The organism is Parabacteroides sp. AT13 (assembly GCF_002272965.1).
Classification (GTDB): Bacteria; Bacteroidota; Bacteroidia; order Bacteroidales; family Tannerellaceae; genus Parabacteroides; species Parabacteroides distasonis.
Map to the genome: position 1 here is coordinate 1,717,165 of NZ_NQMH01000001.1, position 19,334 is coordinate 1,736,498.

Annotated in this window: 19 protein-coding genes; 5 read left to right on the forward strand and 14 right to left on the reverse strand. The window is 45.2% G+C overall.

Going from position 1 to position 19,334, the window contains the following annotated elements; translation table 11 throughout:
• Positions 1 to 21: 21 nt before the first annotated feature.
• From CI959_RS07235 to CI959_RS07265, 7 genes are all read right to left on the reverse strand, one after another.
• The gene (locus CI959_RS07235) at positions 22 to 2,223 is read right to left on the reverse strand and encodes a S9 family peptidase (RefSeq protein ID WP_057317247.1); all 2,202 of its coding nucleotides are present in this window, start codon (positions 2,221 to 2,223) and stop codon (positions 22 to 24) included.
• Positions 2,204 to 3,754, reverse strand: a complete 1,551-nt coding sequence (locus CI959_RS07240) for a class I SAM-dependent RNA methyltransferase (protein WP_036630670.1) — start codon at positions 3,752 to 3,754, stop codon at positions 2,204 to 2,206. Before CI959_RS07240 ends, CI959_RS07235 begins: the two co-directional genes overlap by 20 nt.
• Before the next feature lie 130 nt (positions 3,755 to 3,884).
• On the reverse strand, positions 3,885 to 4,784 hold the full coding sequence (locus CI959_RS07245; RefSeq protein WP_005860231.1) for a serine O-acetyltransferase: 900 nt from the start codon (positions 4,782 to 4,784) through the stop codon (positions 3,885 to 3,887).
• A gap of 176 nt (positions 4,785 to 4,960) precedes the next feature.
• Positions 4,961 to 5,956, reverse strand: coding sequence for a hypothetical protein (locus CI959_RS07250; RefSeq protein ID WP_005860233.1), 996 nt, complete (start codon positions 5,954 to 5,956; stop codon positions 4,961 to 4,963).
• Entirely contained in the window at positions 5,953 to 7,089 is a 1,137-nt protein-coding gene (locus tag CI959_RS07255; RefSeq protein ID WP_005860235.1) for a 6-bladed beta-propeller, read from the reverse strand. Before CI959_RS07255 ends, CI959_RS07250 begins: the two co-directional genes overlap by 4 nt.
• A gap of 376 nt (positions 7,090 to 7,465) precedes the next feature.
• Positions 7,466 to 8,674: a hypothetical protein gene (locus CI959_RS07260; RefSeq protein ID WP_009275427.1), complete on the reverse strand. Its 1,209-nt coding sequence runs from the start codon at positions 8,672 to 8,674 to the stop codon at positions 7,466 to 7,468.
• Positions 8,675 to 8,687: 13 nt separating this feature from the next.
• Complete coding sequence (locus CI959_RS07265) at positions 8,688 to 9,167, reverse strand: pyridoxamine 5'-phosphate oxidase family protein (protein ID WP_005860241.1); 480 nt, start codon at positions 9,165 to 9,167, stop codon at positions 8,688 to 8,690.
• Positions 9,168 to 9,279: 112 nt separating this feature from the next.
• Between CI959_RS07265 and CI959_RS07270 the strand changes: the two genes are divergently transcribed.
• The 5 genes from CI959_RS07270 (at position 9,280) to CI959_RS07290 (ending at position 13,468) form a co-directional block, all read left to right on the forward strand.
• Positions 9,280 to 10,089, forward strand: coding sequence for a head GIN domain-containing protein (locus CI959_RS07270; protein ID WP_009016751.1), 810 nt, complete (start codon positions 9,280 to 9,282; stop codon positions 10,087 to 10,089).
• A 20-nt stretch (positions 10,090 to 10,109) separates the two neighbouring features.
• Positions 10,110 to 10,934, forward strand: coding sequence for a head GIN domain-containing protein (locus CI959_RS07275; RefSeq protein WP_005863610.1), 825 nt, complete (start codon positions 10,110 to 10,112; stop codon positions 10,932 to 10,934).
• 151 nt (positions 10,935 to 11,085) lie between these two features.
• Complete coding sequence (locus CI959_RS07280) at positions 11,086 to 11,874, forward strand: head GIN domain-containing protein (protein WP_005860248.1); 789 nt, start codon at positions 11,086 to 11,088, stop codon at positions 11,872 to 11,874.
• Positions 11,871 to 12,647: a head GIN domain-containing protein gene (locus tag CI959_RS07285; RefSeq protein ID WP_009016753.1), complete on the forward strand. Its 777-nt coding sequence runs from the start codon at positions 11,871 to 11,873 to the stop codon at positions 12,645 to 12,647. The genes CI959_RS07280 and CI959_RS07285 overlap by 4 nt, the downstream gene beginning before the upstream one ends.
• Positions 12,648 to 12,667: 20 nt before the next feature.
• Positions 12,668 to 13,468 (forward strand): head GIN domain-containing protein, encoded by an 801-nt coding sequence (locus tag CI959_RS07290; protein WP_009016754.1) that lies wholly within the window; start codon positions 12,668 to 12,670, stop codon positions 13,466 to 13,468.
• A 3-nt stretch (positions 13,469 to 13,471) separates the two neighbouring features.
• Here CI959_RS07290 and CI959_RS07295 read toward each other — a convergent pair whose 3' ends face one another.
• From CI959_RS07295 to CI959_RS07325, 7 genes are all read right to left on the reverse strand, one after another.
• Positions 13,472 to 14,488, reverse strand: coding sequence for an NAD(P)-dependent oxidoreductase (locus CI959_RS07295; protein ID WP_010182595.1), 1,017 nt, complete (start codon positions 14,486 to 14,488; stop codon positions 13,472 to 13,474).
• Positions 14,485 to 14,691 carry a hypothetical protein gene (locus tag CI959_RS07300; RefSeq protein ID WP_005860253.1) on the reverse strand — a complete coding sequence of 69 codons (207 nt, stop codon included), beginning with the start codon at positions 14,689 to 14,691 and terminating at the stop codon, positions 14,485 to 14,487. Before CI959_RS07300 ends, CI959_RS07295 begins: the two co-directional genes overlap by 4 nt.
• 27 nt (positions 14,692 to 14,718) lie before the next feature.
• On the reverse strand, positions 14,719 to 15,480 hold the full coding sequence (locus CI959_RS07305; RefSeq protein WP_005860255.1) for a metal ABC transporter ATP-binding protein: 762 nt from the start codon (positions 15,478 to 15,480) through the stop codon (positions 14,719 to 14,721).
• The gene (locus CI959_RS07310; protein ID WP_005860257.1) at positions 15,464 to 16,348 is read right to left on the reverse strand and encodes a metal ABC transporter solute-binding protein, Zn/Mn family; all 885 of its coding nucleotides are present in this window, start codon (positions 16,346 to 16,348) and stop codon (positions 15,464 to 15,466) included. The genes CI959_RS07305 and CI959_RS07310 overlap by 17 nt, the downstream gene beginning before the upstream one ends.
• A 158-nt stretch (positions 16,349 to 16,506) precedes the next feature.
• Positions 16,507 to 17,796, reverse strand: coding sequence for a S28 family serine protease (locus tag CI959_RS07315; protein ID WP_009016756.1), 1,290 nt, complete (start codon positions 17,794 to 17,796; stop codon positions 16,507 to 16,509).
• Positions 17,797 to 17,802: 6 nt separating this feature from the next.
• A complete protein-coding gene (queG, locus tag CI959_RS07320) occupies positions 17,803 to 18,720 on the reverse strand; it encodes a tRNA epoxyqueuosine(34) reductase QueG (RefSeq protein WP_005860261.1) in 918 nt (305 codons plus the stop codon).
• Entirely contained in the window at positions 18,720 to 19,331 is a 612-nt protein-coding gene (locus CI959_RS07325; RefSeq protein WP_005860262.1) for a polysaccharide deacetylase family protein, read from the reverse strand. Before CI959_RS07325 ends, queG begins: the two co-directional genes overlap by 1 nt.
• Between the last annotated feature and the right edge of the window lie 3 nt (positions 19,332 to 19,334).

Here is a 19,334-nt window from a genome sequence, read left to right on the forward strand (position 1 = left end):
TCAATTCTCAATTCTCCATTTTCAATTCCCAAGGTAGTCATCGAAATACCTCGTAATCTTCTCATGCAAATGCGGACGGTCCTTACCGGTCACATTATGCTCATGGCGAGGATACACAAAGTAATCCGGATACGTATCAGCCTCTACGCAAGCCTTTAAGAAACCAAGGCTGTGTTGCCACACTACCACCGGATCGATATCCCCATGTATCATCAACAGATGGCCTTTCAGATTACCGGCCTTCAGTTTCAGGTTCGCGTTCTTATAACCTTCCGGATTATCCTGCGGGCGATCCATATAACGCTCGCCATACATAATCTCGTAATTGCTCCAGTCAATAACCGGCCCTCCGGCCACGCCCACCTTAAAGATCTCCGGATAAGTCAGCATCAAGTTCGTTGTCATAAAACCGCCATAACTCCAGCCATGTACCCCGATACGGTCGGCATCCACATAAGACAAAGATTTTAGGAACTCGACACCCTTCACTTGGTCCGCCATCTCATTGATACCCAAATTACGATGAATCACGCTCTCAAAAGCATGTCCACGATTTGCCGAGCCGCGGCTATCCACGGTAAACATCACATAACCTCTCTGTGCCATATAGAGGTCCCAACCACGAGCCCCGTTTTGCCAGTCGCCCGTAACAAGCTGTACTTTAGGGCCTCCATATACATAGACAATCGTAGGATACTTCTTCGTCTCATCCAAATCCGGCGGTAAAGTCAACCGGTAATTCAAGCGAGTCTTACCATCGGCAGCAAGGATATGTCCAACCTTGATCCGCGGCATCCGATACGATTTAAAGGGATCCGGAGCGGAAAGTAAGGTAGAAATCACCTTAGCGTCCTTTATACGGACTAAATCGATATCCCTCGGGGTAGAAGGAGAACTTACATAATCAATCGCATATTCGCCGGAGGGACTCAGCAACCAACGGTGCACGCCCACTTTCCAGCTCAAGCAATTCATGATATCATCCGTTCTCAGATCCGTCTCCCAAATATAACGTTGCATCCCCGTTCCTTGCATATTCGGAGATACGGGATGAGGTGCCGTTCCCTCGAAAATCACCTTATTTCCGTCTTTGCTAAAGCCTAGCACCTTGGTAACCACCCATTCCCCACCGGTTAGCTTCCTTAATTCCTTTCCAGTCGTATCATACAGATATAGATGGTTATAGCCATCCGCCTCACTCTGCCAGATAAACTTATCCGGATCGTTCGGCAAGAAGAGCACAGGATGCTGCGGCTCCACATAACAACGATCCGTCTCGGTAAACAGATCAGCCTCTTTCTTTCCCGTCAAGGCAGAGTACCGCACCAAATGCATCTCGTTCTGCTCACGATTCAACTCAGCGATATAAATACTCTTCTCATCCGGACTCCAAGCGATATTTGTTAAATATTTCTCTTTCGGCAAGCCTGTCTCCAACCAAACCGTCTGCCCTGTAGCTACCTGATAGACACCCACCGTAACCTCATGGCTCTTCATTCCAGCCATCGGATATTTATGAGGAACCGGCGTAGCGCAACGAGTATCGATATTCACCAGCGGATAAGCGGTCACCATACGCTCATCCATACGATAAAACGCTAAAGCCGAGCCTTTAGGAGACCAGAATGTTCCTTTCGTAATCCCGAACTCCCGTTGATGGACAGCTTGTCCGCATACGATTCCATCCTGTGTTTCACGTGTAACAATCGTATTTCGTCCATCCGGGGATAAAATATGCACATTGTTTCCCTCCGTAAAAGCTAAGTTATTCGTAGCCGGGCAAAAGTCATAATTCGCCCAGTTATTCTTCAAAGCATAATCAGCGACTACCTTATTCTTCTTATAGTCATAATGAATCCGGTGCTGTTTGCTAGTAAAAGCCAAGACCGAACCTCTTTCATAGGGTACCGAAAAGCTAGGCAAGGAACCAACCGTCTGCAGATTTGCCGCCGTCAAGGCCCCATTCAGTCTTTCCAACGAAAAAAGGACCTCTTCTTTTTTCCCCGGCTTAGCGCCTAACACGCTATCTCCCTTAACATATAAGTACTCGTCCCCGCACCATCGTAACTGTTTCAAGTCACGAGGTACGAAGCGGCTATACGTCTTCCCTCCAGGAATCAAGTCGTGCAAGGAGAGTTGCTTATCTTGGGCGGTAATCGACATCGTTAATAAAATCAGACATAGGCTTATGAATAAAGATGATTTAATCCTCATAATCATCATACCCTCTCCGTTTTATAGGCTTTATAGGTTTGCTAAATGGGCGCTTTCCATCCCGCTTATGATCGCCAAACCCTTTCTTACGGTCATCCTCATCCCGATAACGCATTTTCACAGGACGTTCTCCTTTTGGCTTGATCGGCTTACGAACCGGGGCATCCACGAATTTCTTGCGGACCGGACGGTCCTCTCCCCGATCCTCTCCAAAGATACGTTTCCCCGGAATGGAAGCGAAACGCTCCTCATCATCCTCGCTATGGGCAGCGGCGAAACGACGCTCCGGACGATCCACACGACCCGTACGGAAGTTTTGACGATCATTGCCTCTACGCTCGAAAGAGCCTTCCGATCTGCGCGGACGCTCCTCTCCATCCTCATTCAATGCCTTCTTGAAGTCCTTATTAGTTCCCTCAAATAACTCATAGCAACGGTATTCGCACTCCAAGGAACCGTTCATCAATTTGATCTTCTCGCTCGGGCGCAAGCCGATCTTATCGAAACATTCATCTTTATAGCTCAAAATCCAAGCCTTATATCCCATGAACACGTGTTTCAAACGCTCGCCGATCATATTATACAATCCCAATAGATCACGAGATGATATACGCTCTCCATAAGGTGGGTTCGTCACCAATATACCCGGCTTCGGAGCCTCTGTATATTGTTGGAACGGTTTCACCTTCAGATCGATATATTTCATCAAGCCAGCGCTACGGATATTCTCCAAGGCGATATCGATAGCGGCTTGGGAAATATCGGAGCCATAGCAATGGAAAGCGAACTCACGCTCCCCGCTCTCATCATTATAAATACGATCGAACAATTCCTCATCATAGTCCACCCATTTCTGGAAAGCGAACTCTTTCCGATGGATACCCGGAGCGATATTCAAGGCGATCATGGCAGCCTCGATCAACAATGTACCGGAACCACACATCGGATCTACGAAATTAGATTCTCCTTTCCAACCGGTTTTTAGGATCATGCCGGCAGCCAACACCTCATTCAACGGAGCTTCCGTTTGATCCACCCGATAACCACGCTTGTGCAAAGACTCGCCGGAGCTATCGATAGATAAGGTACAATCGTTATGCGAAATATGGATATTGATATATAAGTCCGGGTTATTGACACGAACGGACGGACGCTTCTTGAACTTCTCGATGAAATAATCCACGATAGCGTCTTTCGTACGGTAAGCGACAAACTTCGAGTGATTGAAATCCTCGGAATAGATCACCGAGTCGATCGCGAACGTCTTGTCCAGCGACAAATACTTCTCCCACTCTACCTTTTTCACCTCTTTATAAACGGTATCAGCATCTTTGGCCTTGAAATGATAAATCGGTTTCAGAACGCGCAGGGCAGTACGGCAGTGGAAATTCGCTTTATAAAGCAATTCCTTATCACCCGTAAAGGAAACCATACGACGACCGATCTGCAAGTCGTTGGCACCTAAAGCTAATAACTCCTCGGCCAAGATCTCTTCCAACCCGTATAGGGTTTTGGCCACCATTTCAAATGTCTCGCTCATTTTAATTGAAAATTGAGAATTGAGAATTGAAAATTATTCCCAATTGCGTATTACGTTTTTTATTATTAATTATTCTCATTTCGCTCTCTGACATGCTTCGATCTCCTTCCGGCTATCCTCTTGATAATTTTCAATTCTCAATTTTCAATTGTGTAACCGTACTCCCTGCCGGTACATCCTCCGCTATCCAGACGTTACCACATATCGTAGCCCCTCTGCCAATCCGGATTTTACCGATTAAGGTGGAATTAGAATATACTGTCACATGATCTTCCAAGATAGGATGACGGGCTACGCCACGGATAGCGTTACCGTTCTCATCGGGGGGAAGTTTCTCTCCCGCCAAGCTGACGCCCTGAAAGATTCGGACGTAATTGCCGATCACGCTCGTCTCGCCGATCACCGTACCCGTCCCGTGGTCTATCGAGAAATGATGACCGATCTTCGCGCCCGGATGGATATCGATACCGGTCTCGGAATGTGCCATCTCCGTAATCATACGAGGAATATAAGGAACCCCGAGCTTATACAATTGATGGGCGATCCGGTAATTACCGATCGCCCGGAAACCGGGATAACAAAATATGACCTCACCTAGATTTTGAGCGGCGGGATCGCCATTGAAAGTCGCCTCCACATCCGTAGCCAGCAGACCGCGAATCTCCGGAAGCGTAGAGATGAAAGCCTCCGAAATAGCCTCTGCCTCAGCGGAGATCTTTTCTTCCGGGCAAGTCACGCAAGATGTATCCGCGAAACAAAGTCCCGCATAAACCTGCTTGGATAATAAAGAATGAAGAGTCTCAACATTTACGCCCGTATGAAAACGGATCGTCTGTTTACTGATACGGGCATTCCCATAATAACCGGGGAACAGGATCGCACGGCATAGATCGATGATCTCTTTCAGCACCTCGCCCGAGGGCAACGCCTCCTCATCCCTGTACGCATGGAACAATTGTTTATACGATGCCTCATCCGATAGCTTCTCCACCGTATCGCCCAATACGCTACTATGCCTCTGTATATCCATTATTTGCGGAATATTCTTTATAATGCGCAAAAATAGTATTTTATTTGAGAACACCTTCACGAAGAGGCATCAAAAATACAGCCAACGACTAATATTACGTTCTATAGCGCTAAATTCCACGCCAACCTTTATCAACTTACGCCCATCCGCCTGATAGAGTTACAAATAAATAATCTTCATATCGAATACTTTACCACATCCAATGCTCCACTTTCATCAAGAGCCAAGGCGACCAGAAAACGATCGGAAGGGTCTACGGCAATCCTCTTTATTGAACGATCAAAATTCAATCGTTTCTTTAATTGGCCGTCCCAAGAAAGAACCAGCAATGTGGATAAATTCGAAAAATCCGCAGAACCATCGTACAAGCAATATACATACTGATCCGTACCGAATATATCGATAAAGCATTTTGTCGTTCCAAGAACATCCACTTGGGTATCATTCTTCTTCAGTAAAGGCACGATAGGCTCCTTCCCATACGTAAAGCTCCTTTGATAAGTTCCCTTCAAATCGTAAAAATCAATTTGGTTGAAGAAACGCAAGGCAGCAACCACACTGTTTTGCCGCTCATTCACACAAAGATTAGGCAAATAAGCGACGTGCTTACAAGAACGATACGTTCTTGCTACTTTTGGTGGCTCCACCCAATAAATTCCCTCTTCCCGATTCGCATAGCAGAAAGGACCATAAACATTTTTCTCTACGATCGGAACCGCATAAACTTCTTTCGTGGTGACATTATAATGCGTAGAGGGAACAAGTTCGGGTATTAGTATATATTTCCGATCAAAACGCAAAGAATCCGCCAGCACCTGCATCTTATTAAATGTAAGTTGGTTATCCACGATCCAGAACTCATCCTTTCCGGCGGGTTCTTTTGTATTTGACTTCATAAACTCCGGATTAGAGAAATAAGTGGCACCATATCCTTTCAACGCAAACGCATGCAGGTGCGACAAATCATCTTTGTCGAATACTTGAATGATCGTATCACACCCACGAGCCAACAACACCAAATAAGACTCGGTAAGACCAATCCCATCATAGCATACACCAGAATCCCCTTTCATTAACAAATTTCCCTCCAGCCGTTTTTCTTCTCTTTCCGCATCGGAACAAGCGAGAAGAAACAAAGCGAAGAATACAATAATCCCATACAATACTCTCATGACCTTTCTATTTTAAATAAACATAAGATCGGATTATCGTCCTGTGTACGATTCTCCGCTATCCGTCTCAAATCCTCATAATGTATCTGATTACGCAACAGCACCGTCGAACTGATCTTCCCGATAAAATAATCTTTATACACTCCGCAAATACCGTAAAAGCCTGTCAACCCCGTAGCCCTTATGAAGTTGGGGAACGCATACGAGAATGCCTCTTTCCTATCCTTGTCATAAAATCCGAAGTAAGTTACCTTATCGCACATATAGGTCGCATGCAGGATCTGTTCGGTCTCCAGCAGCCCAAAAGAATTTACATAGCCGGAGCGAAACAGATCGCCAGAGAAATCTCTCCCGCCTCTCCCTTTCTCCTTGACATACTCGATAGGAGGCATACTTTTATCTCCGAAGCGAACTTTATAAGCAGGCTCCAACATCCCGTCCTTCACTTTCCACACTTCGGGGGTAAAGGGGAAATGCGCATACCAATCCCCAGCAAAGGCATGCAACGTCTTGCTCCCATTGATCGTATGGCCGGACGTGAAATAAGCCGGTCCCAACAATGCGTCTTGCTCTCCTTTCCTGTCCGTGGCTTTCAGATAGAAGTTTTCCCTTTGCGGTGTCGCAAATCCCAAAGGATAATACCAAATCCAATTCTCCTTATCCAAAGGGGCGCAGTCCACAAAATAATCAGCTACATCTTGCGTGGATATATATTGATAGGTATCCAGATCATAACGCAATAAGGCCGTCCCACCAAAATCCACCAATGTCAAGATTCGCTCTTTCTCATCCACGAAAAAGTGAGTTAGATAAAGATACTCTTCCGGCCCTTGTCCCCGCAAGCCTACACGAGTAATAAAATTTCCTTGATCACTGAATACAAAAAGCGCATTTATCTCATCACTTCTATCGAATACAAAAATACGATCGTCCACCCAGCAAACCCGGTAGAGATCTTTTAACAGCACGCTATCCTTCGTCTCCAAAGGAATGAATCTGCATTCCAAATGTTCCTGCAAGCCAACCGTACAATCGTTTCCGAAATCCACCACGTCCCACTCTTCCGATCGATTCTCGCATGCGATCAAAATGGAAGCCAGACTTATCATCACTAAATAATATAGTTTTCTCATGTTTTTCATATTAGATTCAGACCACTAATATACGTAACTTTTTGAAATACGCCAACTGCACAAGTTTTCCTAAGCGCACAATCGGAATTCACGAGAAGTACTACTTCCTTGGCCTATGAAGTATATCTCTTAGGGATACAGTGCTTATTTTCCACATAGTTATTGTACATTTTTCCAAATGCATTTAAAACCTCATTATCTGTTTCCCAAAACACGTACGTGTTTTCACAAATTCTCGTACATGTTTCCGGAAAAACACGTACATGTTTTTCCGGAAACATCATCAACTTTTTATCAATCTGATTATAAAGACATTATCAATACGTATATTTTAAATACTTACTGTATTTTTCACTATCAACAAAACACCTTATGGTTATGATTTTTGAAGCCCCAAGAAGGCTTTATTTACGAGCTTATCGACTTCCTTATACAGCCGTTGTATTTCCTTTGTATCCAATCCATTTTGTTCCCACTCCGTCTTATGAGCGTCGAATAAATCGAAAATCCGGTTCTCTACCGCACGAAGCTGTTGGATATAACCAGATTGGTCATCATTCCATAACAGTTGCCAATGCAAATACTTTTGGCCGTTGCCACGATGTATGGAGTAGACATTCTTCTGTAATTGAACGGAATACCAATCTAATAGGGCTGTTTTATAGGATGCGTCGTAAGTAACTAAAGCACTTTGCTCCTTTCCCATTTTCACCCAAAGAGGAATAGCGACAGAGGTAGGAGGATATCCCAAGGCAGTCCACATCGTTGTCAATTCCGGATTCATACCGGATTTTACGCCTTGGATTACGATAGAAGCCGTACTTTCTAGACGGGGGATGAAATCCTGCTCCACAAACCAGCCTGTACGATTGTTCGGACTTTGTCCCTTGTCCATCAAATCGATATCCAGCAAGCTATTATAAAAAGAGCGGGAAGCCTGCTGAAAGATACGCTGAGGAGTAAATCCTTCGTTCCGCATTTCCTTAAAGATCTTTTTCGCATTCTCATAACGTACATATCCTTTGCCTTCATCCGTACGCCCCTCGAAAGAGAAATTCGTATAAATCAAGTAACCTTCCGGCGCCAGATTCGGATCATTCGCGTCTTTCTTATAATATCGCTCATTATTCGTCTCATAATAAGCCGCACCACCATAAGCATCGATCACTCCGAAATTAGCCTCCACACGCATCGGGCGAGGCAAGGTATCCAAGAAATGCTCGAAATCCTGCACCGTCTTACAGACTCTCAAGGCTTTTCGCATCAAGTTTCCCTCTTGATCCATCTCCTTTATATCATCGTCTTTCAAGTTATAAGAAGCCGTATTCATGATAGAGAAGCCCGTCTCATTGCTTCCGGTCCACACGGCTCCCTCCGGATCATCGCTATTTACCAGCCCCAGAAAACGATAACCACCTTCGTCAAAATAACCGATATGGTTATACGGAGCGCCGGTATCCCGGTGTTTCCACATCAACGGACGGCCATCGGGAGTAGCCTTTCCAGTGATTATAATGGAGGTACAAGCCTTGTCAACCACCGGAAAACAAAGACATAGAACAAATAAAAGAAGTAGTTTTTTCATATCATTTATTGATTTAATAAGATTTCTTATGAGGAGCGCCAAATTCCTTACAGCTGACCTCGTCTATATCTACCGTCCAAATCTTCACGTTACGGACCGCCGGATCGCTATAACGGAAAGTCTTATCGGAATATTGCTTCATGATAATATCCAAGGCTTCCACCTTCTTGTCGAAATCCTCTTCGTAAGCGACCTTTCCCCAAGCGATCACGCTCTTCGAACGCATACGGTAGCTACAAGCTACCTCCGGATGCTGGAAAACCAAGGCATGGTCAATACTAAACGTAATACAGACTTTCGGATTACGTTCCAATATAGAGATGCTTCGTCCATCCTGCGCCGAGTGTAAATAAATCACGCCATCCTTATAACCGAAATTCATCGGCAATACATAAGGCGTTCCATCTGTATCCGCCATGCCAACGAAGCAAACATCGCTCTGGCGGATAATCGATTCGATCTGTTCCTTGTCCGTGTGTATAAGTGTCTTCATATTCCTTATGTTTAAATCTAACTTGATGCAAAATTAAAAAAATCATCTGTTTCTGCAACCCTTTATAACCCGCACTCGTCTATTAAGAAAAGAACCTAAAAAATTAAAGACGATGAAGACGAGAGTATCACTTTTTATATTCTGCATACAGATGATCGCGGTTTGCGGATTCGCAGCCGACAAACGTATCGATGGAAATGGGAACCCGGAAACCCGGGAGATAAAGATTAGCGATTACGACGAGATCACGTTCGTTGGCTCCGCTGATTTCGAGTATGAACAGTCGGATAAAGCGCCTTATCTATCCGTAACGATCGATGAGAACTTATTTGATTACCTCGTGACCGAAGTAGAAGGCGGTACGTTAAAGATCTATCCGAAATCTATCAAGAAAGGTTTTAATAATAACTCCTACGACTTGAGGCCGACCGTCTACAAGATAAAATCCAACTCCAAGGAACTAAAAGAGTTGAATACGGTAGGTTCCGGCAGTTTCATTATCAGCAAACCGACGAAAGTAAACCGGATGGAGATCAATATGGCCGGTAGTGGAAACGTTGAGTTGAGAGGCCCCGTAAAAGGTTACAAGCTTGAATGTAACATGGCCGGTAGCGGAAATATCATCGCCAAGGATATACAGCTGGACAACCTATCTTGCAGCCTCGCCAGCAGCGGGGAAATCGAGGTAATAGGAACCGTAGATCGTGCCTCATTCAATGTAGCGGGAAGTGGTGAGATTAAAGCCTTTGACTGCCAAGCACGTAAAGCAGAGTGTAATATCGCCAGCAGCGGCGAGATCAGCGTATATGCCACGCAAATCTTGGATGCCAATATCGTAGGTAGTGGTGAGATTCATTACAAAGGAGATCCGGAGATCAGTAAGTCTATCATGGGTTCCGGCTCGATCAACAAAGTCAAATAAACATTTAATACATACGAACGATGAAAACAAAATTAGTAGCGGTAATAGCCCTCATCTTTTGTGCCTTCATGGCAGAGGCTAGTAAAGTAGAAGGTAATGGGAATATTATTACGAAAGAGATATCGGTAGATAACTATAGCGAGATCGAACTGGGTGGAAATATCGAATATTCCGGCAATAATTTTTGGGGAAATAGAAGCAACAAGAAATTCCCGGTATTCAAATATACGCATGGACGAAGCGCTTCCTTGAAAATTACGATCGACGAGAATCTATTCCCACTCCTCTCGATCAAATCCAATAACGGACGGTTAGCTATCCGCATACAAGACGGGACCCGTATCAAACCGACCCAGTATGTAATCGAAGGAAGCTCGAAGACTCTGAAATACTTAAAGACTTCCGGCCCGATGGATTTTGAGGCGCAGAACGCTTTTTCCGAGGATCAACTGGAAATCAAGATTTCCGGCTCCAGCGACGTAAAGTTCCCACATAACGTGAAATTACGATTAGGTGAGTTCTCGGTATCCGGCTCCGGCGATCTGGTTTTTGAAGATTTGGACTGCAAGAATCTTACCAGCAAGGTTTCAGGCTCCGGAGACATCACCTTGAAAGGTAAGGCGGACGAGGCCCGCTATTCCGTATCGGGCAGTGGAGATATAAAAGCATACGACTTATCTGTCAATGATTTGAGTTGCTCGGTAAGCGGTAGCGGAGATGCCCGTGTTTATGCCAAAGATAACATGAACCTATCGGTTTCGGGCAGTGGAGACATCCGCTATAAAGGCCCGGCGAACGTGAATAAATCAAAGTCCGGCTCTGGATCCATTCAAGGCGCAAATTGATCGAACACACACATTTTTTTTAATACACACATTATCAAATTTAAAAAAGCTACTAGATGTGATATCCGGTAGCTTTTTCTTGCTATTTTTGTAACCAACTCTTTATTTATAGAGTCTAAATTAAAAAGTAGAATCATAAAAAACGATACTTATGAAAACAAAGGCTATCTTATTAATGGTATTTTTCCTAGGATGGGTCACTACCGGTTGGGCCGCAGATCATGTAAAAGGCGATGGTAAATTGACCTCGAAAAAGATTTCTGTCGCCGATTATAACGAGATTAAGGTGGATGGCGTAATTGATTTCAATTACGAGCAATCCGATGATCCTTCCACCGTGGAGGTTACCGTAGACCAGAATCTTCATCCCTATGTCAATATCGAGGTGAAGGATCGTGTCTTAACCATCGCTTTCAAAGGAGCGAAGGTAGATCATTTCACGAAGTTTATCGTAAAGACGAATTCTAAATGGCTTGCCGCCGCAAAAGTTTCCGGAAATGCCAACTTCATGGTAAACAGTCCGCTTACCGGAGACGAGACCGTTATTAAGGCGAACGCCAATAGCTTGGTGCAACTGAAAGAGACAGTTACGGTCGGTAAACTGGATTTGAATGTATCCGGTAGCGCAAATATGGTTGTCAATCATCTGGAAGCCGACAAGATCGAATGTGATATCGATGGCTCTGGCTCTATAACGATCAAGAAAGGTAATGCGAAAGAAGGAGACTACAGTATCGTCAGCAGTGGTGATATACACGCTTTTGGGTTAGCGGTTCCTCAGCTAAGTTGCAAAGTAACAGGCAATGGCTTAGCGGAAGTACATGCTACCGATAATTTAAAGGCCAACGTAGTCGGTAAAGGAAATATCCGTTATAAAGGCCCGACAGCAGTTCAACAGAGAATAATCGGTAAAGGTACCGTAGAAGAAGTAAAAGAATGAAAACAAGAATTATATACCTATGTCTGCTGGTGATCTTTTCTACGACAGGTTGTATCAGTAAGAATGCTCGAAAAGGTATCAATGGGAACAAGAATATTGTTACCCGTACCATTCAAGTAGATGATTTCGAGGAAATACATCTAGGGTCCAATATCGAATCGGCGAAAAGCATCAATCCGTTCAACAAGAAGAACCGTGCGATATGTAATTACACCCAAACAGATGGCGCCTCCTCGTTGGAGATCAGCATGGACGAGAATTTGTTTGACTTATTGGATATAGAGAATAAGGATCACAAATTAATCATCAAGGCTAAATCCGGCAAGAAGATCTGTCCGACCCATCTGGTATTGAACACAAGTTCCAAGAACCTGAAGGAAGCGGGGATCAGTGGCAGCATCGACTTTATCGCCGATCAACCGCTACAACTGACAAATACGTCTTTTTATATCAGTGGCGTAGGCGACGTGAAATTAGCTGATTTATCTTGTGATACTTTCAAGGTAGCTATATCCGGAGTCGGCAATATTTACTTGAATGGAAACATCAAGAAAGGCAAATACTCCGTATCGGGTGTAGGGCACGTATATGCGTTCGATTGCCCCGTTGAGGATCTGGAATGCGAAGTTTCAGGTGTAGGAGGAATGGAAGTGAACGCTACCCAGAAATTAGACGCTAGCACTTCTGGTGTGGGAAGCGTTAAATATAAAGGCAATCCGGAGCATACGCAGAAATCCGCCTCCGGTGTCGGAAAAATCAAACAAGCAGATTAATCATCCCAAAAATCAATTAGATGAAAAAGATATCACTTTTATTCCTTATATGTGGCTTATTTCTAGTAAGCAGCTGTATCCCTACACAAACCATAAAAGGAGACGGCAATATCACCACGGAAAACATCCCGGTTTCCGAGTATGACTGTCTTGAGTTAGAGGGAGGAGGCATGGTCGTGAATTACACGCAATCCGACGCTCCTGAAGGTTTGGAAATAAAGACAGACCGGAATATCTTCGAGAAATATGAGTTTAATGTAGAGAACCATAAGCTTAAGATCCGTCCGAAAAAAGAATTCAGGAAACATACGAATTTCCGTCCGACCGAGTTCATGGTTACGGCCAACTCCCGCAATCTAAAGAAACTAGCGGCGGCAGGCAGTACCCATGTAAATATAAATTCCCCTCTACAAGCCGAGGAGTTCGAGGCAGGATTAGCCGGTAGCGGGATTATCCAATTCCACGACACGGCCTCTTTTACAAACCTAAAGATAGAGATCGCCGGTAGCGGAGATTTCGTTGGCCATAAAGTGTATTGTGAGGAATTAAACGGGGATATGGCCGGGTCTAACACGATCGTTCTAGGGGGAACCGTAGGCATAGCTGAATTCTCGATCGCCGGTAGCGGTACAGTACGTGCTTTCGATTGTACCATGGATGAGCTTGAGTGCAAGATTGCCGGTAGTGGAGACATAGAAGCCTTTGTCGTAAACAAAATCAAGGCAGAGATAGCCGGTAGCGGTTCCGTAAAATACAAAGGAGATCCCCAAGATATCCAAAAAAAGGTAATGGGCTCCGGTAAGATCGAGAAGGTGGAGTGATTCTTACAACCACCCCTCCTTTTTATACCATTCGATACTTTCTTCCAAGCCTTTACGTAAAGGATAGGCCGGGATAAAACCTAAATCATCTTGAAGAGGCGTGACATCGCAAATCCAGTTACGCTGCTTCAAGATGATGTATTTATCACTATTTAGCGTCATACTTTTCTTCAACAACTTACCGATCCATTCTGAACAGTGGCAAGCGATACGCACCAATCCCAGCGGTATACGGGCATGCAATACCCGCTTCTTTCCTAAGATATCTTGTATCATACGGGCAAAAGACTCATCCGTGTAGACATCTCCGTCGGCTACAAAATAATGCCGGTTCTCTATCTCCTCTTTCTCAAGGGAAAGGAAGGCCACGGTCGCTAAATCTTTTACATAGATAAACGTGATTCGCTGGGGAATAGCGCCTACGGCGAAATCGAGTCCCGACTTTACGCTTTGTATTTCCATGAAATAATCCTTCTCACCCGGCCCGTATACTCCTGTAGGCCGCAAGATCACGTAAGGAAAATAGGTTTGTTTACGGATGTAGTTCTCCGCCTCTAGCTTACTTTGGCCATAAGCCGTGTCCGGCCGCTGCGGATCGTCCAAGTGTATCGGGCGGAAAGTCTTCTCGTCGCCTCGCCCATAGCTGCTTAGGCTGCTCATCAAGAGGAATTTCTTCGGTTTGCAGCCGGCGGCGGCTAAAGCCTCGATAAATCGATGCGTATTCTCGGCGTTCACACGGAAAAAGTTTCGCTTATCCAATGTCTTCGTCAACCCGGCGTTATGGATCACATAATCCCATGCCCCATGCTCACGGGCAAAGTCTGAGAGTTGAGCCGTAAGCGCTTCCTGATCGCCATATTTCAAGTCGATGAAATGAATCCGCTTATCTTGCAGATGCGCTTTACTGCTACCCGCACGGATACCCGCCCACGTCTCATAGCCACGGCGAAGCGCCTCCTCTACCAAGAAACCGCCGATAAAACCACTCGCTCCGGTTATCAATATCTTCATATCCTTCATTTTTCTTTCATATAAAATGTATAATAATACCACAACAACCCGATCCAATTCAAGAACAGGATCGTCAGCATCCAAAGAATCTTTTGTTTCTTACTGATGAAAGGGTTTTGCGATACGGCCTTACATCCGAACAGGATTACGGCAATACCTACGATATAACCGATCTCCGGCAAGCTTATCCAGCAAATGATTTGTGGTATCATAAAAATAGAGTTATTCGTGAAAAAGAATTATTCGTGTTGGTGTTTCTTCAAGACTCGGTGCGGCAAGTCACCATGCCCCACCAACTCGATCGGACAAGCGTATTTCTCGCCCAACCATTCCTCAGAGACATTCGCTCCCGGGTGATAATGCAAAGTCTCGTTTACGCAAGCGATATTTTTCACCATCGTCAAAACCGTACCGATATCATGGGAAACCAAGATGATAGCGCTCTCTTTATTGATATCTTCCAAGAGCTGATAAAAACGAGACTCGAATCGTTTATCCACATACGAATTAGGCTCATCCAAGATCAATACCTGCGGACGGGAGACAATAGAACGCCCCAATAAGACCCGCTGCAACTGGCCGCCGGAAAGCTCACCGATGGCCCTGCCCGCCAACTCCTCCAATCCCATCTGTACGATCACCTCGTCTACACGCTCTCTCTGGGATCTATTGAATGGACGGAACAAAGGTTTCTCCGCGGATAAACCGGAAGAGATCACTTCCCGTACCGAGATCGGAAACTTCTTATCGATCTGGCTCATTTGGGGTAGATAACCGATCTTCAAGGAAGGAACCTCTACATTTTCATCGTAAAAACGAATCGTTCCGGAAATAGGAGGCAATAGACCTAGTATCACCTTTAAAAGCGTCGTTTTCCCGCCGCCATTCGGTCCGATAATTCCCAAGAAATCATTTTTCCACACATCCAGCGTTACGTTACGTAAGGCGATCTTATTACCGTATCCGGCGGTAACCTCTCTCAACTCAATCAGCTTGTCCATCGGCTAACGATTTTGCGATATGAATCATTTCCTTACTCCAATCGTAATCCAGCGGATTGATCGGGATCAGACGGCAACCTGTTTCTTTAGCGATCAACTCGGCGTTCTTCTGGTCAAACTCCCGCTGGATAAACACGACTTTCGCATTATGTTCCCGTGCGGTCTCGACCAGTTCCTTTAATTGTGCGGGAGACGGTTCTTTTCCGTCCATCTCGATGCAAAGCTGGGTCAAGCCATATTCGTTAGCCAAATAGGTCAGGGCCGGATGGTAAATAATAAATGTCTTATTGTCAAGAGAATGTAACAAACCGGAAACGGTCTTTTCCGTCTCTCCGATTTCTTTCGTCAGTTGTTCATAATTCGCTTGGTAATATTCCTTATTCTCCGGGTCCAAAGACACAAAGGCATCCAAAGTGTTCTTGGCGATCACCTTCGCTCCAGAGATAGAGCTCCACGTATGCGGATCGACGCCTCCGGGATGATGATGGTGGTGGTGATCATGTTCCTCTTCTTCCTCGGGGCTTTTAAGTAAATCAATTCCTTCGGACAGGTCAAAAACCTTGAGTCCCGGATTATTATTCCGGATATTATCCATCCAAGCCTGTTCGAACCCGATCGATCCGATCCTTAAATAGCCTTGGCTTTTACCCACCTGCACCATTTGCTGCGGTGTAGGATCATACGTCTCCGGACTTTGCCCTGCCGGAACCACACAATTAATCTTAAATTTATCTCCGGCTATCTTCTCCGCAAAATACCGTTGCGGCTCAATCGTCACGGAAACGATCCTCTCATCTGCCCGCTTATCGCCGCAGGCCATAAGTATCAAGACGAAAAGAGCTGATATCAATACCTTAAATTCTTTCATACCACATATATATTTTCGCAAAGGTAACGAATATCGGGTAATAAGGCAGCAAGGAGACGATTCAAAGTTATCAGGAAGCAGTCTGACAAAATCCCCGTATTACAACCGATAAGTAATAATACGGGGATTTTATAGGGAAAAAATAGGCTACTCTATTTTTACTCGGCCAGCCATTTATTCATCTGTGTAAGGATCCGCTCCTTCATATCCTCCGGCATATTGCCGATACGGGCACGATGGCTGCCTCGGGGCTGGATATAGATTTGCTCGTTCTTCTTGCCTTTGAAAGCGGGAACCATGGCCGCGCTCCACGGGTCGATCTCGCCATAGATGAAGATCATTTTCGGATCGTTGTCTTTCAAGAAGTTATAGATCTTGTGGTACAGAGCCGGACGGAAGTCTACTTTACCGACCAGTTCCTCGGGAAGCATGATACGGTTTAGGTATCCATGGGCGCTATCGATCGTAAGGTATTTCTTGAAAGGTTTTACGTCATAGCCATAATAACCGAGCTCACGGGCAGCTTGTACGAAGAAAGAGATATTCGGCTGGTTCTCGGCGAAATAATCAGGACCGCTGATTTCCATCAAATGATCGAAGAGCGCCTGATCGTCGGCAGACTTGGAAGGGATCGTACTTACCGAAGTTCCCCACTGCCAAAGAGCGAATGAATATTCCAGTACGCAATAATCCAATACCTCGGGCATCGGGATACGGAATGTCAGGTTTTTATTCTTACAATAGCTCTCCAATAAAGGAAGCATATCGGACTTACGCTTCAAGACTTCCAATTGAAAATCCTGTATCCTCTCGCGTTCCGCTTTCGTACCTACCTTACGTAAGAAAGGTTCGTGGCGGCCATCCTCTACACCTTTACATAACGGACCGACATAAGGAACGGAGAAATCCACGTCGTCCGGGAAAAAGGCACGGTAAAGCATTGTAGTCTGCCCCCCCTTACTGATACCGGTACTGATCCATTTTCCCGGATAGATCTGCTTGAATGTATTGCGGACGTTATGTAAATCGTACGCAGAGTTCTCGGCGGTCAGATAATCCCAGTTTTTAGGTTCCGGCGTCGACTCCAAGAAATAACGGTACTCCACGAATACTAAGTTCGCATTCAATAGTTTAGATAGTTCTTCTTGATATTTCGGATTGAGCGCATAAGCCGCTCCATATCCTTCGGTCACGATAATGGTAGGACGATCATAACCTACATGGCCTACGATAACCCGTTGCGTAAATGTTCCGGCGGCGGGGTCTTTCGGATCGACCTGCTGAGTAATACGTACTACATATTTCTCCGGATAATAATCGGATTGAAGTTTTTCAATGCCACTAATTCCTTTTAGAGCGGCAAGCTTCTCTTGTAAATCTCCGGGAGCGGCCATTACCGTCATCACCGACAGGAAGAAAAGAAGCAAGAAGTTAAATGTTCTTCTCATGGTAATTTAGTCTTTTAGATATTGTATTGTTCGTAATAATCCCTCATATTTGGCGCGTTTCACCGCCGAATGCGCAAAGATACGATTATAATCCTCACGGCTCAATGCCTTGAGGTCGTCTTTTTTAAGGGAGAGCAAAGAAGGGGTGGGATGAAAGGCTGCTACTGCCGTAGGCATAGCGAAGCGGTTCCAAGGACAAACGGCTTGGCAGGTGTCGCATCCATAGATACGGTTACCTAAAAGGACGGCTTGCTCAACAGGGATTTCTCCACGATGCTCAATCGTAAGATAAGAGATACATTTACGGGCATTCAAACGTTTCGGCCCTTCCAAGGCTCCGGTAGGACAAGCGTCCAAACAGCGGATGCAGGAACCGCAGTGATTCTTTTTGGGGGAATCATAGGTATCGACTACCAAAGTTGTCACGATCTCCCCAAGGAAAAAGAAAGAGCCTTTGCCCGGGATGATTAGATTCGTATTCTTTCCGATCCATCCCAAACCGGCTTTCCAAGCCCAATAACGCTCTAACAGAGGGGCGGAGTCCGTGAATACACGGGCCTCATTGTTGGAGGGATGATGCTCGGTTATCGCTTTCCATAATTGGCGAAGTTTATCCTTTACGACCCCGTGATAATCTTCTCCGTACGCATAATACGAGATATAAGGTTCCGCCGGATTCCGGAGAACTTTCGGATAATAATTCAAGGCTACTGAGATAACTGATTTGGCACCTTCCACCAAGCCATCCGGATTGAGACGGATTTCCCGATGATTCTCCATGTATTTCATTCCAGCATGGTAGCCTTCCGCGATCCATTGGTCAAAATAAGCCTCCTCGCTCCCGGCCTTCGCTACTTCAGCGATACCGCAAGCGGAGAAGCCTAATTCCATAGCTTTATCTTTTATAAACTGGGAGATACCCATTATTCAAAAACTTTAAACTCGTAGCCTTCCTTTAAGAGCCATTCGACAGCCCGGGGCATTGCCTCACGCATATTACGCTCGGCTTTCAAGGAATCGTGGAAGACGATAACGGAACCATTACGGGTATAGTTCTTTACCACGTTGAAGACACCATTCGGAGTCATATGCGGGCTATAATCGCGGGTGACCACATCCCACATCACGATATGATAATGGCGGCGAAGCCATACTACCTGCGGAAAACGCATATGCCCATGAGGAGGCCGGAATAAATTGCTGGGAATATATTCAGCCGCCTTCTCCACATTCGCCAAATAATTCTTCGTCCAGAACTTGATGCCTTGGATATGATTGAACGTATGGTTACCAACACGGTGCCCACGATCTATCACCATCTGGAAGACCTCGGGATGCTTACGTACATTATCCCCTACCATAAAAAAGGTAGCCTTGATCCCATACGTATCCAATATATCTAAAACCCAAGGGGTAACCTCGGGAATCGGGCCGTCGTCGAAGGTGAGATACACACACTTCTTCTCTGCCGGTATTCGCCAAGTTACCCCCGGGAACAGTGCCCTGTAAAACCAAGGCGGTTGTTCTATAAACATACT